General features: G+C 62.4%; 13 protein-coding genes. All 13 read left to right on the top strand.

Annotation, left to right across the window (positions count from 1 at the left end; translation table 11 throughout):
* Positions 1-25: 25 nt before the first annotated feature.
* Positions 26-3,553 (top strand): DNA polymerase III subunit alpha, encoded by a 3,528-nt coding sequence (gene dnaE / locus AAF563_18800; protein ID MEM7123336.1) that lies wholly within the window; start codon positions 26-28, stop codon positions 3,551-3,553.
* A gap of 117 nt (positions 3,554-3,670) precedes the next feature.
* A complete protein-coding gene (gene rpsB, locus AAF563_18795) occupies positions 3,671-4,597 on the top strand; it encodes a 30S ribosomal protein S2 (GenBank protein MEM7123335.1) in 927 nt (308 codons plus the stop codon).
* A gap of 71 nt (positions 4,598-4,668) precedes the next feature.
* A complete protein-coding gene (gene tsf, locus AAF563_18790; protein ID MEM7123334.1) occupies positions 4,669-5,604 on the top strand; it encodes a translation elongation factor Ts in 936 nt (311 codons plus the stop codon).
* 140 nt (positions 5,605-5,744) lie between these two features.
* On the top strand, positions 5,745-6,485 hold the full coding sequence (gene pyrH, locus AAF563_18785) for a UMP kinase (GenBank protein MEM7123333.1): 741 nt from the start codon (positions 5,745-5,747) through the stop codon (positions 6,483-6,485).
* A complete protein-coding gene (gene frr / locus AAF563_18780) occupies positions 6,478-7,035 on the top strand; it encodes a ribosome recycling factor (GenBank protein MEM7123332.1) in 558 nt (185 codons plus the stop codon). Before pyrH ends, frr begins: the two co-directional genes overlap by 8 nt.
* A gap of 8 nt (positions 7,036-7,043) precedes the next feature.
* Positions 7,044-7,778 carry an isoprenyl transferase gene (locus tag AAF563_18775; GenBank protein MEM7123331.1) on the top strand — a complete coding sequence of 245 codons (735 nt, stop codon included), beginning with the start codon at positions 7,044-7,046 and terminating at the stop codon, positions 7,776-7,778.
* Positions 7,779-7,789: 11 nt separating this feature from the next.
* Positions 7,790-8,584 carry a CDP-archaeol synthase gene (locus tag AAF563_18770; protein ID MEM7123330.1) on the top strand — a complete coding sequence of 265 codons (795 nt, stop codon included), beginning with the start codon at positions 7,790-7,792 and terminating at the stop codon, positions 8,582-8,584.
* Positions 8,581-9,747, top strand: coding sequence for a 1-deoxy-D-xylulose-5-phosphate reductoisomerase (dxr, locus tag AAF563_18765; GenBank protein ID MEM7123329.1), 1,167 nt, complete (start codon positions 8,581-8,583; stop codon positions 9,745-9,747). The genes AAF563_18770 and dxr overlap by 4 nt, the downstream gene beginning before the upstream one ends.
* Positions 9,748-9,777: 30 nt before the next feature.
* Positions 9,778-10,908: an RIP metalloprotease RseP gene (rseP, locus tag AAF563_18760; GenBank protein MEM7123328.1), complete on the top strand. Its 1,131-nt coding sequence runs from the start codon at positions 9,778-9,780 to the stop codon at positions 10,906-10,908.
* A 9-nt stretch (positions 10,909-10,917) separates the two neighbouring features.
* Positions 10,918-13,209 carry an outer membrane protein assembly factor BamA gene (gene bamA, locus AAF563_18755; protein MEM7123327.1) on the top strand — a complete coding sequence of 764 codons (2,292 nt, stop codon included), beginning with the start codon at positions 10,918-10,920 and terminating at the stop codon, positions 13,207-13,209.
* Between the two features lie 20 nt (positions 13,210-13,229).
* Entirely contained in the window at positions 13,230-13,784 is a 555-nt protein-coding gene (locus AAF563_18750) for an OmpH family outer membrane protein (GenBank protein ID MEM7123326.1), read from the top strand.
* Position 13,785: 1 nt separating this feature from the next.
* On the top strand, positions 13,786-14,802 hold the full coding sequence (gene lpxD, locus AAF563_18745; GenBank protein MEM7123325.1) for a UDP-3-O-(3-hydroxymyristoyl)glucosamine N-acyltransferase: 1,017 nt from the start codon (positions 13,786-13,788) through the stop codon (positions 14,800-14,802).
* Positions 14,803-14,810: 8 nt separating this feature from the next.
* Positions 14,811-14,965 (top strand): 3-hydroxyacyl-[acyl-carrier-protein] dehydratase FabZ (locus tag AAF563_18740; GenBank protein ID MEM7123324.1); only part of this gene is annotated, 155 nt, incomplete at its 3' end.

The following is a 14,965-nucleotide window of genomic DNA, read 5'->3' as shown; positions in this document are numbered from 1 at the left end:
CCGCGGCCACATGGAATCCTAAGCCATGGTCGCTGACTTCATCCATCTGAGGGTCCATAGCCCGTATTCCCTGTTGGAAGGCGCGGTCAAGATACCCGAACTGGTTGATTTGGCGGGCCGGCATGACATGCCGGCCATGGCGATCACGGATACCGGCAACATGTTCGGCGTGCTGGAGTTCTCCGCCAAATGCGCGGAGGCGGGCGTGCAGCCCATTATTGGTCTGCTGCTGGCGTTAAGCGACGGCGACCAGCCGCACAACGCGCCTGACGAACGGATCCTCCTGCTGGCCCAGGACGACAGCGGTTATGCCAACCTCTTGAAGCTGGTCAGCCGGTCGTACCTGGAGAGCGAACCAGGCGACACCGCGCATGTCTCCTGGGCGGTCCTGGGTGAGCACAGCGGCGGGATCATCGCGCTGACTGGTGGCCCGGGCGGCCCGATCAACAACCTGATTGTCAACGGCCAGCTCGATGCGGCGCGCGAGCGGGTTGCCCAGCTTCAGGCCATGTTCCCGGACCGTCTCTATATCGAGTTGCAGCGCCACGAGTTGGCAGTCGAGCGTCAGGCCGAGGCCGACCTGGTCGCGATCGCCTATGAGCGGGACCTGCCGCTGGTCGCCACCAACGACGTCATGTTCAAGGACGTCGCCATGCACCAGGCCCATGACGCCTTGATGTGTATCGCCGGCGGCACGACCGTGAACCAGCCCCAGCGCCGCCATGCCTCGCCCCAGCAGTACTTCAAGTCTGCGGAGGAGATGTGTCACCGCTTCGCCGACCTGCCGGAGGCAGCAGCGAACACGCTGGCGATCGCGCGGCGCTGTGGCGTGATGGCGCCCAAGCGCAACCCCATCCTTCCGCGTTTCCCGACAGCCGATGGCATCAGCGAGGCCGACGAACTGCGCAACCAGGCGCGCGAAGGGCTCGACGACAGGCTCGCCGCCTGTTTCGCGACCGGCGCGCTTGATGAAGCAAAGCGCGAGGAGCTCGTGGCGGTCTACCGCGAGCGCCTGGAGTACGAGCTCGACGTCATCGTCGGCATGGAGTTCCCCGGCTATTTCCTGATCGTTGCCGACTTCATCAAGTGGGCGAAGCACCAGGATATCCCCGTCGGGCCGGGGCGTGGCTCGGGCGCCGGATCGGTGGTCGCCTGGTCGCTCACCATCACTGATCTCGATCCCATTCGGTTCGGCCTGTTGTTCGAGCGGTTTTTGAACCCCGAACGCGTCTCGATGCCGGACTTCGACATCGACTTCTGCCAGGACCGGCGCGACGAGGTCATCCGCTATGTCCAGGAACGCTACGGCCACGACCAGGTCGCCCAGATCATTACCTTCGGCACCTTGCAGGCGCGCGCCGTGGTGCGCGATGTCGGCCGTGTGTTGGAGATGCCCTATGGCCAGGTCGACCGGTTGGCCAAGCTGGTGCCGGCGAATCCGGCCAACCCGGTCAAGCTGGCTGACGCGATCGCCGGCGAACCGCAGTTGCAGGAAGCGCGCGACAGCGACGAACAGGTCGCCCGACTGCTCGATATCGCCTTGAAGTTGGAAGGCCTCTATCGGCACGCCAGTACCCATGCGGCCGGTGTCGTGATCGGCGACCGACCGCTCGACGAACTGGTGCCGCTCTACCGCGATCCGCGTTCGGACATGCCGGTCACCCAGTTCCACATGAAAGATGTCGAGAAGGCCGGTCTGGTCAAGTTCGACTTCCTGGGGCTCAAGACGCTGACGGTCCTGCAATATGCGGTCCGCTATCTGGCTGAGGGCGGCTTTGATCTCGACCTCGCGAACCTGCCATTGGATGACCAGGCGTCCTATGAGGTGCTGGGCCGCGCCGAGACGGTCGGCATCTTCCAGCTGGAAGGCCAGGGCATGCGTGACGCGCTGCGCCAGCTCAAGGCCGACAAGATTGAAGACATCATCGCCATGGTCGCGCTCTACCGGCCGGGCCCGATGGACAACATCCCAAGCTTTATCGCCCGCAAGCATGGCGACGAGGAGGTCGACTATCTGGAACCGCGCCTGAAGGAGATGCTGACCGAGACCTACGGCGTCATCATCTATCAGGAACAGGTGATGGAGATCGCCAAGATCCTGTCGGGCTACAGCCTGGGCGACGCCGACCTGTTGCGCCGCGCCATGGGCAAGAAGATCAAGGCGGAGATGGACGCCCAGCGCGAGCGTTTCGTATCCGGCGCGCTGGAGCGCGACCTCAAGGAGTCCAAGGCAAGCTATATCTTCGATCTGGTCGCCAAGTTCGCGGGTTACGGCTTCAACAAGAGCCATGCGGCCGCCTACGCGTTGATCGCCTATCAAACGGCCTATCTGAAGGCCAACCATCCCGTCGAGTTTCTGGCCGCGTCGATGACGCTCGACATGGGCAACACCGACAAGCTCAACATCTTCCGCCAGGAACTGACCCGTTTGGAGATCGAGCTGCTGCCGCCGGACGTCAACGCATCTGGCGTCGACTTCACGGTGGAGCGGCGCGAGGATGGCACCAGGGCCGTGCGTTATGCGCTGGCGGCGATCAAGAATGTCGGCGCCCAGGCGATGGCGGATCTGGTCGCCGAGCGCGAGGCCAATGGGCCCTTCACCGATCTGTTCGACTTTGCCCAGCGCTTGGAAAGCCGGGTCATGAACAAGCGCCAGATCGAGAACCTGGCGCGCGCCGGCGCCTTCGACCGTCTGGAGCCGCGCCGGGCCAAGGTGGTCGGCAATGTCGACCTCTTGGTCCGCTTCAACACGGTGGCAGCGGAGGAACGCGAAAGCCAGCAGGAGAGCCTTTTCGGCGGTGGCGGCGGTGAGGGCCCCGCGCTGCCGAACCTGGCGGACGTCGAGGACTGGCTACCGAGTGACCAGCTGCGCGAGGAGTTCGAGGCGATCGGGTTCCACCTGACGGCGCATCCCCTGGAACCCTATGCTGAGGCGCTCGACCGGATGGGCGTGGTGACCTTTCTCCAGGCCACAGAGCGCGCGCTAAACCAGGGCGCCACAGTTTTCAAGCTGGCGGGTGTGCCGGTGTCGCGGCGTGAGCGGACCAGCGGGAAGGGCTCTCGCTTTGCCTTCGCGATGATTTCGGATACCAGCGGATCCCATGAAATCGTGCTGTTTTCGGAGGTTCTTTCCGCCAGCCGCGACCTTCTGGACGACCAAAAGCCGGTATTGATCGACGCCAGCGCCAGGGTCGACGGCGATACGGTGAAGTTCTCCGCCAACCGGCTGGAGCCGCTCGATCGGGCTGCTGCCAGTGCTTCGGCGGCGTTTCGGGTGTGCGTGACCGATCCATGCGCCTTGCCGCGCCTCAAAACCTTCCTGGAAACCGCGGATTCCGGGCAAGGCCGCATTTTGCTGGTGATCCGGCAGGATTCGCGCCAAATCGAGGTCGCCTTGCCGGACCGGTATGCGCTTTCGCCGGGCCTTCGGAACTCCATCGAGGCGCTAAACGGCGTCGGTGAGGTGATCGACCAGGAAAAGCCCGCCGGGCGCTGGCATTCCGCCTGGCGCGGAGATCATCAAACCCTTGAAACCTCGGGCGCGGCGCGCTAAAAGCCGCGCCTTAAACCGCACGCGGACCTAAGGCTCCAGGGCTTTGCCCCAGCCATCCGGTGCCGGCTTCGGCCGGTTCTGTCCGCGGAGGCCCAACCGGTAAAGGAGACGACATCCATGGCGATGCCGCAATTTTCTATGCGCCAGCTTTTGGAAGCAGGCGTGCATTTCGGACACCAGACCCGCCGTTGGAACCCGAAGATGGAGCAGTTCATCTTTGGCGAACGCAACGACGTCCACATTATCGATCTGCAGCAGACCGTGCCGATGCTGCGTCACACCCTGCAGACCATCCGCGACGTGGTGGCCGGCGGCGGCCGCGTGCTGTTCGTCGGCACCAAGCGCCAGGCCCAGGATCCGATCGCCGATTCCGCGCGACGCTGCAGCCAGTACTTCGTCAACCATCGCTGGCTCGGTGGCATGATGACGAACTGGAAAACCATCTCGCACTCGATCAAGCGTCTGCGCGATCTGGAAGAGCAGCTTGACGGCGACCTCGCCGGCTTGACCAAGAAAGAAATTCTGAAAATGACCCGCGAACGCGACAAGTTGGAGCGCGCGCTGGGTGGCATCAAGGACATGGGCGGTCTGCCCGATATCCTGTTCGTGATCGACACGAACAAGGAAGACATCGCGATTGCGGAAGCCAACAAGCTGGGCATTCCGATCGCGGCGATCATCGACAGCAACTCCGATCCGGATGGGATCGCACTGCCGATCCCCGGCAACGACGATGCGATCCGCGCCATCAACCTATACTGCGATCTGATTGCCGATGCGGTGCTCGACGGCATCCAGGAAGAACTGTCGCAGTCGGGCGCGGATCTGGGCGAACTGGACGCCGTGGCCGAACCGGCCCTGGAGGCTGAAGGCGAAGCGGCGGCCGCGAGTGAGGCGGCTGAACAGCCTGCAGCCGATGCGGCGCCTGAGGCGCCAGCAGAGGCGGCGGAGGCCGCTCCCGAAGAAGCGCCGGCTCCCGCTGAAGAGGCTGCGCCCGAAGCGGAAGCTGCCCCCGCAGCGGCGGAAGAAGAAAAGAAGGACTGATGTCGGCGGGCCATCCCGCCGCCTTTCGTGCAGGCCGGGAACCGCCAACCCGACGATAACGGAGAATACCGATGGCAGAGATTACGGCTGCGCTGGTCAAGCAACTTCGCGACAAGACCGGCGCTGGAATGATGGATTGCAAGAAGGCGCTGGCCGAGAACGATGGCGACATCGACGCCGCCGTCGACTGGCTGCGCACCAAGGGTCTGGCGGCAGCCGCGAAGAAGGCTGGCCGCGTCGCATCCGAGGGGCTGGTTGGCGTCGCGGTCAGCGATGACGCCAAGTCCGGCGCGCTGATCGAAATCAACGCCGAGACCGACTTCGTCGCCCGCAACGACACATTCCAGGCGTTCGTCAGCCAGTGCGCCACGCTCGCGCTTGAGAGCGGCGGCGACATCGACCGCCTGGGTGGCATGGCCTATCCGGGCGGCGACGGCACGGTCCAGGATCACCTGGTCAACCTGGTCGCGACGATCGGCGAGAACATGCAGCTTCGCCGCGCCGGTGCACTCAGCGTCGATAACGGCGTGGTCGCCAGCTATATGCATTCGGCTGCGGCACCCGGTATCGGCAAGATCGGCGTTCTGGTCGCGCTTGAGTCGACCGGCGATCCCGAAAAACTCGCCGCGCTCGGGAAGCAGCTCGCCATGCATGTTGCCGCCACCAAGCCGGAAGCGGTGAGTGTCGAGGATCTGAATCAGGAACTTGTCGAGCGCGAGAGGAACGTCCTATCGGAGCAGGCGCGCGAGTCCGGCAAGCCCGAAGAGATCATCGCCAAGATGGTCGAGGGCCGCTTGAGGAAGTTTTACGAAGAAGTAGTGCTGGCCGAGCAGACCTTCGTCATCGACGGCGAGACCCGCATCGCCAAGGTGCTGGAAGGCGCGGCCAAGGACGTCGGCGGGCCGGTCAAAGTCGCCGGATTCATGCGCTTCGGCCTGGGCGAGGGCATCGACAAGAAAGAAGACGATTTCGCCGCCGAAGTGGCGGCGATGGCGAGCGGTTCCTGAGCCTGCCAGCCCGAGGACCAGCGCCATTCTCGTATGGGGGTTGCCAACTAGGCGGCGACGTCCGATTCGGTTAAGGTCAGCCCCGCCTGGCCGTTCCGGCTATGCCGCGACGGTCGGGCCTGTGGGTCACCAATGGGACAATGAGGCTGCGGGTGGGCGCTGACTATCGCCGTGCGCTGATAAAGATTTCGGGCGAGGCTCTGATGGGCGATCAGCCCTATGGGGTCGATACGGCCCAGGCTGACCGCATCGCGGCCGACGTGGCCAAGGCGTGCGATCTGGGTGTCCAGGTCGCGCTTGTAGTCGGCGGCGGCAACATCTTTCGCGGTGTCGCCGGCGCGGCCCAGGGCATGGAGCGCTCGACCGCCGACTACATGGGCATGCTGGCGACCGTGATCAACGCGCTGGCCCTGGAAAACGCGCTGGAGCGCGCTGGCCTGGACGCCCGTGTCCAGTCGGCGATTCCGATGCCCACCGTATGCGAACCCTACGTCCGGCCCCGTGCCCTCAAACACATGGAAAGCGGGCGCGTCGTGATCTTCGCGGCGGGCACCGGAAATCCGTTCTTCACGACCGACACGGCAGCAGCGCTACGCGCTGTTGAAACCAACTGTGACGTCTTTTTGAAGGCGACACAGGTCGATGGCGTCTATTCTGACGACCCCAAGAAAAACCCGCAGGCGGAGCGGTTCGACCGGCTAACCTATCATGAGGTGCTGACCCGCGATCTGAAGGTCATGGATGCGACGGCGATTTCGCTGGCGCGAGAAAATCATCTGCCCGTGGTGGTCTTTTCGATTCATGAATCCGGCGCCCTGGCCGACGCCTTGACCGGCAGCGGGCGCCATACCTTGATTACCGAGGGAGGAGACGGTGGCTGATCCTGATCTGAAAGACCTGAAGCGACGCATGGATGGCGCGGTCGAGGTACTGAAGCGGGAGTTCGCCGGCTTACGAACCGGGCGCGCTTCCGCCAGCCTGTTGGAACCGATAACCGTCGAGGCCTATGGCAGCGAAATGCCGATCAATCAGGTCGGCAACATCGGTGTGCCAGAACCGCGCCTGCTGACGGTCCAGGTGTGGGACAAGGACTTGGTCAAGAAAGTTGAGAACGCGATCCGCAACTCCGATCTTGGCCTTAACCCCCAGACCGATGGCCAGTTGGTCCGCATCCCCATTCCCCAGCTTGACGAGGAGCGACGTGGCGATCTGTCGAAGGTCGCCGCCAAGTATGCCGAGCAGGCCAAGATCGCGATCCGTAACGTGCGCCGCGACGGTATGGACCTGCTGAAGCGCATGGAAAAGGACGGTGAGATGTCGAAGGACGAGCACCATCTGTGGTCCGACGAGATCCAACAGCTCACCGACAAGGAAGCCGAGAAGGTCGACGGTCTGCTGGAGACCAAACAAGCTGAGATCATGCAGGTCTGATCGTCACCATGGAGTCTGTCCACCAACTCGGCGAGGAGACCCAAGCCCCGGCGCACGTGGCCATCATCATGGATGGCAATGGCCGGTGGGCACGTTCGCGCGGCTTGCCGCGGATAGCCGGTCACAAGGCTGGCGCCGAGGCGGTGCGCCGGACCATCAAGGCTTGCCGCGTGCTCGGTGTTTCGCACCTGACACTCTTCGCATTTTCATCGGAGAACTGGAAACGACCGGCCGACGAGGTCGACGACCTGATGGGACTCCTGCGGTTTTACATTCGCAAGGAAGTCGACGAACTCGGCCGCCAGGGCGTGTCGATACGTTTTATCGGCGCCGATGTTGGTCTGCCCGACGACATTCTGAAACTCATTCGCGATACCGAACGCGCTACCCGCGACAACCACAGCTTGATCCTTACCGTCGCGTTGAACTACGGCAGCCGGGATGAACTCGCCAGGGCCGCGCGGTCGATCGCAAAGGACGTTGCCGATGGCACCATGGCTCCTGGTGATGTTGACGAAGACGCTATTGCGCGGCGCCTCGACACGGTGGGCATGCCCGATCCCGACCTGATCATCAGGACCAGTGGCGAGCAGAGGCTGAGCAACTTTTTGCTGTGGCAGGCGGCCTATTCGGAGCTTGTGTTCAGCCAGGTCATGTGGCCGGATTTTGATCAAGAGGCTCTGAAGAGCGCCATCGACGAGTATCAACGCCGTGAGCGCCGCTATGGCGCGGTCACGGCCTGACGATCGCTTCGGTGCTCCTCAAACGCATCATCTCTGCCCTGATTCTGATTCCGTTGGCCGTGGCCGTCGTGCTGTTGGGCAGTTGGTGGTTCGCCGGCGCGATTTTGATCATCAGCGCGATGATGCTCTACGAATGGTTCGGTGTGACCGGCGCCAAGGCCCTGTGGGCGGCCACGGCGGCGCTCATCGCGATCTGGGTTGCCATTGCTGCCCATGGCAGCGTCGCCCTGTCGATCTACCTGTTGATCATGGGATCCATTGGCAGCGCGTTCATCTGCCTGGTGCGCGGTGGTGAAGAGGTGGCCAAGTGGGTGGCCATAGGCCTGGCCTACATCTCGATTCCCATGGTGGCGCTTATCTGGTTGATCGAAACGCCAAACGGAAGCTGGGTGGTGCTTTGGCTTCTTGTCGTCGTTTGGGTGACGGATATCGCGGCCTATACAGCGGGCCGGTTGATCGGTGGGCCTAAGCTCGCGCCGGCGATCAGCCCCGGCAAGACTTGGGCCGGCGCGCTTGGCGGCTTGATTGGCGCCGTCGTCGTCGCGGTCTTCGCGACGCCCTACATGCTGGCCATGGAGAGCACGGACGCCGTGCTGCTGGCCGCTGCGCTGTCGGTCGTCGCGCAGTGTGGCGACCTGGCGGAGTCATGGTTCAAGCGCCGGTTCGACAAGAAAGACTCCGGCACGCTGATTCCTGGCCACGGCGGTGTCATGGATCGTGTCGACGGACTGGTCGCCGCGGCGCCGGTCCTGGCCATCGTTATCGCGTTCAGCCCAAGTTTGGTCGCCGCTGCGGGGGCGCCATGACGGGCGAGGGGCGCAGCGTCACGATACTGGGCGTGACGGGCTCGGTCGGCCGCAACACGGCCGATCTGATCCTACGTGACCGCGACCGCTTCACCGTCGAGGCCGTGACGGCCAACGAGAGCGTCAATGAACTGGCGTCGATGGCGCGCGATTTGGGTGCCCGCTGTGCCGTGATCGGCAAGAGCGAGCTTTATGGTCCCCTGTGCGACGCCTTGGAAGGGTCGGGTATCGAGGCGATGGCCGGACCCGAGGCCATTGTCGAGGCCGCAGACCGACCCTCTGACTGGCTGATGGGCGCGATCAGCGGCGCCGCCGGGCTCGATCCGCTTCTGACGGCGATCAGGCGGGGCGCCATTGTTGCCCTGGCGAACAAGGAAGCGCTGATTTGTGCCGGCGATTTGGTCATGGACGAGGTTGCTGCGTCAGGCGCGCGCCTTCTACCCGTAGATTCAGAACACAACGCGATCTATCAGGTCTTTGATTTCGACCAGACCGCCAAGGTCGATGCCTTGATCCTGACTGCGTCCGGCGGACCGTTCCGCACCTGGACCGTGGAGGCAATGAAAGACGCGACGCCCGAACAGGCGGTCGCCCATCCAAACTGGAAGATGGGTGCCAAGATATCGGTCGACTCAGCGACCCTGATGAACAAGGGCCTGGAACTGATCGAGGCCTATCACCTGTTTCCGGTCGACGAACGCCAGATCGAGATTGTCGTGCATCCGCAGTCAGTTATCCACAGCATGGTCAGCTACGTCGACGGTTCGGTGCTGGCGCAACTCGGCACGCCAGATATGCGCACGCCGATCGCCTATACGCTTGCCTGGCCGGCCCGCATGGTGGGGCCGAGCGAGCGCCTCAATTTCGCTCAGATTGGTAGCTTGACTTTCGAAGTACCTGATATTGAACGATTCCCCGCTTTGTCGCTGGCGCGCCAAGCCTTGCAATTGGGGGGGTCGGCTCCTACTATCCTGAACGCGGCTGATGAAGTGGCGGTGGCTGGATTTCTGGCGGGAAACATAGGATTTCTGGACATTATCAGTATTGTCAGCCAGACCTTGGAGCGTGTGAGTGTTCGCCCCCTTGAATCTCTGGACGATGTGGGCGAGGTCGACGCAGAAGCACGGTGCGTAGCGCGGTCCCTAATCGGCAAACGTTGTTGACGGTGAAACTGAAGGTAACGGCGGTTCACGATGGAGCTCTTTGAGGCCGTTTGGTCATACGCCGTTCCCTTTATCGTGGTCATCACGGTCATCGTGTTCTTCCACGAACTCGGCCACTATCTGTTCGCGCGGCTGAACGGCGTTCGGGTCGAGGTGTTCTCGATCGGCTTCGGACGTGAACTGTTCGGCTGGACCGACAGCCACGGCACGCGCTGGAAGGTCGCGCTGCTGCCGCTAGGCGGCTACGTCAAGATGTTTGGCCAAAGCGATGTCGGCCCCGACGGCGACGGCTCTGAGGAGTGGACCGACGAGCAAAAGGCCGAAGCCTTCCCGAACAAAACGGTGATGCAGCGCTTTTGGGTCGTTTTGGGCGGTCCACTTGCCAATTTCATCCTCGCCATCGTCTTGTTCGCCGCAATCTTCGCCTTTGTCGGCAAGAGCGAAACCTTGCCTGAAGCAAGCGTCGTGCTGGAAGACAGCGCGGCCGAGCGTGCCGGCATCCAGGCCGGCGATCTGATCGTCGCCATCGATGGTCAGACGATCGAGCGGTTCGATGACCTGCAATATGTGATCAGCACGCGTCCAGGCGTGCCGCTGAGTGTCGAGATCCTGCGTGACGGCGAAACCCAGATGCTGGAGGTCGTGCCCGACGCGGTGATCGAGGTTGATAACCTGGGCAACGAGCGCGAAGTCGGCCGATTGGGCATCAGCACCACCAGTGTCATCTATGAGAAGGTGCCCTTGGGCGAGGCGATCTGGGGCGGTGTTGAGGAAACGATCCGCTGGGTCTCCCGCATCTTTGATTTTCTGGGCCAGGTGATCACGGGCAATCAAAGCTCCCAAGACCTGGCCGGGCCCCTGGGCATCGCGCAGATGTCGGGTACGGTGGCCGAGTATGGGTTTGTTAATCTTGTGATGTTCATGGCCATTTTGTCGGTGAATCTGGGTCTGATTAATCTATTTCCGATTCCGATGCTCGACGGCGGCCATTTGCTGTTCTACATCATCGAGGCCGTAAGGGGGCGGCCACTTAGTGAACGAGCGCAGGAGTACGGTTTTATGGTGGGTATAGGACTGGTTGGGGCCCTGTTCCTTTTTGTCACCTTCAACGACCTGACGCGCTTCGGCCTAGTTGATTACCTCGCCAATCTGGTGTCTTAGGTTTTCGCCGTGGTGAGGGGATCATTTCTGCGAGGCGCCTTGTGCCTGGTCGTGGCGCTGCTGGTCTTGGCCGGCACCGCGCCGATGGGCGCGAACGCGCAGACGTCGCAGATCATCGAACAGGTGGTCGTTGAGGGTAACCAGCGTATCGAGCCGGAGACCATTGCCGGCTACATGACGATCCAGGCCGGCGACCCATTCGATCTGCGCCGGATTGATGAATCCCTGAAAAGCCTGTTCGCCACCGGTCTGTTCGCCGACATTAATATCCGCCGCGAAGGCAACGATCTGGTCGTTCGCGTGGTTGAGAATCCGATCATCAACCGCATCGCCTTTGAAGGAAATCAGTCGATCGATTCCGAAGAGCTGGAAGCCGAAATCCAGCTGCGTCCGCGTACGGTCTATACGCGGACCAAGGTCCAGAACGACGTCGCGCGTATTCTTGAGGTCTATCGCCGCGACGGCCGGTTCTCCGCAACGGTCGAGCCCAAGGTCATTCGTCAGGACCAGAACCGCGTGGACCTGGTCTTTGAGATCGACGAGGGCGAGCCGACGCTGATCCGTGAGATCAACTTCATCGGCAACAACGAGTACTCCGACGGCACGCTGCGCGAGCAGATCATCACCAAGGAATCGGCGTGGTACCGTTTCCTGTCGAGCGACGACACCTATGATCCCGATCGTCTGGCATTTGACCGCGAGCTTTTGCGTCGTTTCTACCTGTCTGAGGGTTTCGCCGATTTCCGCGTCGTCTCCGTAGTCGCCGATCTGACTCCCGACCGCGAGGACTTCTTCATCACCTTTACGATCGAGGAGGGGCCCCGCTACGAATTCGGCGAGGTTACGGTGGTGAGTGAGCTGCGTGGTGTCGAGGCCGAGGATGTCGATGGCCTTGTCGATACCGACCCCGGCGACTGGTACGATGCCGATGAGGTCGAACAGGTCGTCGACAGCATCACGGAAGACCTGGGCACCAAGGGCTTCGCATTCGTCGACGTCGTGCCGCGCGCCGAACGTGATCGCGAGAACCTGCTGATCGACGTCGAATACCTGATTCGCGAGGGATCGCGCATATATGTCGAGCGGATCAACATCTTCGGCAATGTGCGCACGCACGATGAGGTCATCCGCCGCGAATTCAAACTGGCCGAAGGCGACGCCTTCAACGTTGCGCGCCTGCGCCGCTCTGAGACCCGCGTGCGTGGTCTGGACTTCTTCAGTGAAGTCATCGTCACGACCGAACCGGGCACGCAGCCCGACACGGTGATCATCAACACCGAGGTTGTCGAAAAGTCGACTGGTGACCTGACACTGGGCGCGGGCTTCTCGACGTTCGATAACCTGCTGTTCAATGCCTCGCTGCGCGAACGCAACCTTCTGGGCGAAGGCCAGACGCTCGTCTTGTCGTTGGCGCTGTCCGGTCGCCGCCAAGATATCGATCTTAGTTTCACCGAGCCCTACTTCCTGGATCGCGAACTGGAGGCCGGCTTCGATATCTTCCGGCGCCGGTTGGATCTGCAGGACGAGGCGTCGTTCACACAGGAAAACCTGGGTTTCGTTCTGCGTACGAAGTTCCCGATCACCGAACACCTGGACAACACCTGGTACTACACGCTGAACGAGGTGACGATCGAGGATGTCGAGCCCGACGCATCGCGCCTTATCCGCGAGCAGGAAGGCACGGCGCTGACATCGGCCATCGGCCAGCAGCTTGACTACGACCGGCGCAACGATCCGTTGAATCCGACTAGCGGCTACCTGTTGCAGCAAGGCACGGACCTCGCCGGTCTAGGCGGCGATGTGAAGTACCTACGCAATCGCTTGGGCTTCACGTATTACTACCCGTTCGCCGTCGACTGGACGGGCATTGTGAAGACCGAAACGGGCTACATCTTCGGCTTGGACGATGAAGATGTCAGGATCACCGATCGTTTCTTTGTCGGTGGCGCCAGCCTGCGTGGCTTTGAGCCGGCGGGTATCGGTCCTCGCGACCTGACAACCGACGACGCCCTGGGCGGTAACTTCTTCTGGACGGGCTCCCTGGAGCTGACCGTACCGCTGGGACTGCCCAAGGAACTGGGTCTCTCCGGAAGCGTCTTCACCGACTGGGGCACGCTTTATGATTCGGATTCGACCGGTCCTGAGGTCGCCGACGACAAGTCTGTCCGCGGCTCCGTCGGCGTCGGCCTGGCCTACCAATCTCCATTCGGCCCGTTGCGCCTCGATTTTGCCCAAGCGGTTGTCGACGAACCCTATGACAAGACCGAATTCTTCAGGTTCAGCTTCGGAACCTCGTTCTGATGTCCCGGGTGACCAGGATCATGAAGTCCTGCAGTCTCGTGATCGTGTGCGCTGTCTTGGCCGCCGGCACCGTGACTATGTCTGCCCAGGCGCAGGAAGCCGAACCCACGGTGATCGCCATCGCCGATGTGCAACGCCTGTTGCGCGAGTCAACGGCGGGCGCGAGTTTGGAGCGCCAGCTCACGGAACTGCGGTCATCGCTCGCCGCCGTGGTGGCGGAGCGCGAGCAGGCGCTGCGTCAGCAGGAACAGGAGCTTCAGGAACAGTCCGCGATCCTGGCGCCGGAGACGTTTGCCGAGCGACGGCGCGCCTTCGAGGAAGAGGTAATCGAGTTTCAGCGTGACGTCCGCGAGCGCCAGCGCACCCTGGACGAAGCCTATGGCGAGGGACTCGATCAGATCCGCGTGGCGATCATCGAGATACTGCAGCAGATGGTCGAAGAGCGCGGCTATGATCTGATCTTGCCTCAGGCACAGATCCTGGTGGGAAGCCGGGAACTAGACATCACGAATGATGTGTTGTCCGAACTGGACCAGCGCGTCCCGACCATCACCATCAGCGTCGAAGAGAACTGATTTGTCCGATCCGCGGTTCTTCGAGCGTGCCGGACCGTTTTCGTTGTCCCAGATAGCCGAAGCGGTTGGTGGCGAACTTGCCGATGGTGCGGCCGGCGAGCTGATGATCGCGGACATCGCGCCGCTTGACGAGGCAGGCTCTGACAATCTGAGCTTCCTGGACAACAAGAAATACCTTGATGATCTTGCCGAGACGTCGGCCGGTGCGTGCCTGATTGCGCCCGCCATGGCCGAGCGGGCGCCAGCGGGGACAGCCCTGGTGCTGTGCCGCGAGCCCTATCTGAGCTTCGCGCTTGCCGCGCGCATGTTCTATGCGCCGGCGCCGCCTGAGCCCGGTGTTGCACCGACCGCGGTCGTCGAACCCGGCTGCGCGGTGCCCGAAGACTGCCGTATCGATCACTTCGCGGTCATCTCCTCCGGCGCCCAACTGGGCGCGCGATGTCATGTCGGGGTGGGTGCCTATGTGGGCCCGGGCGTCAAGCTCGGTGATGATTGCCGGGTTGGTCAGAGCGCGACGCTGGAATGTTGCCTGATTGGAAACAGGGTTAACATTTATGCTGGCGCCCGTGTCGGTACCGAGGGCTTCGGTTTTGCGGTCGGACCGGAGGGGCCGGTCCGGATCCCCCATACCGGCCGCGTCATTGTCGAGGATGATGTCGAGATTGGCGCCAACTCGACCGTCGATCGCGGCACCACCGGCGATACGGTGATCGGGCGCGGCACGATGATTGATAATCAGGTGCAGATCGCCCATAACGTGAAGATAGGGCGTGGCTGTATTCTGGCCGGCCAGGTCGGCGTGGCAGGGAGCGTTCAGGTCGGCGACTTTGCCATGCTGGGTGGTAAGGTGGGTGTCGCCAACCATGTTAAGATCGGCGATGGCGTGCGGATCGGGGCTTTGTCGGGGGCTAGCGAGGACCTCGCGGCGGGCGGTACGTATCTTGGGCAGCCGGCGATCCCGATCAAGGATTTCTGGCGTCAGGTCGCCGCCGTCAGGCGCCTGACGAAAAGAGGGTGAATGGGGGCATGAACAAGCAGCCGGCCAAGGACATCAATCCACAGACAGGCGACACGATCGAGACCATCGATGTCGAGCGGATCATGCAGATGATCCCGCACCGCTATCCGTTCCTGATGATCGACAAGGTCGTCGACCTGGTTCCCAACGTAAGCGCGATCGG

Source organism: Pseudomonadota bacterium (assembly GCA_039028155.1).
Classification (GTDB): domain Bacteria; phylum Pseudomonadota; class Alphaproteobacteria; order SP197; family SP197; genus JANQGO01.
This window is presented reverse-complemented; position numbering and strand designations above follow the sequence as displayed.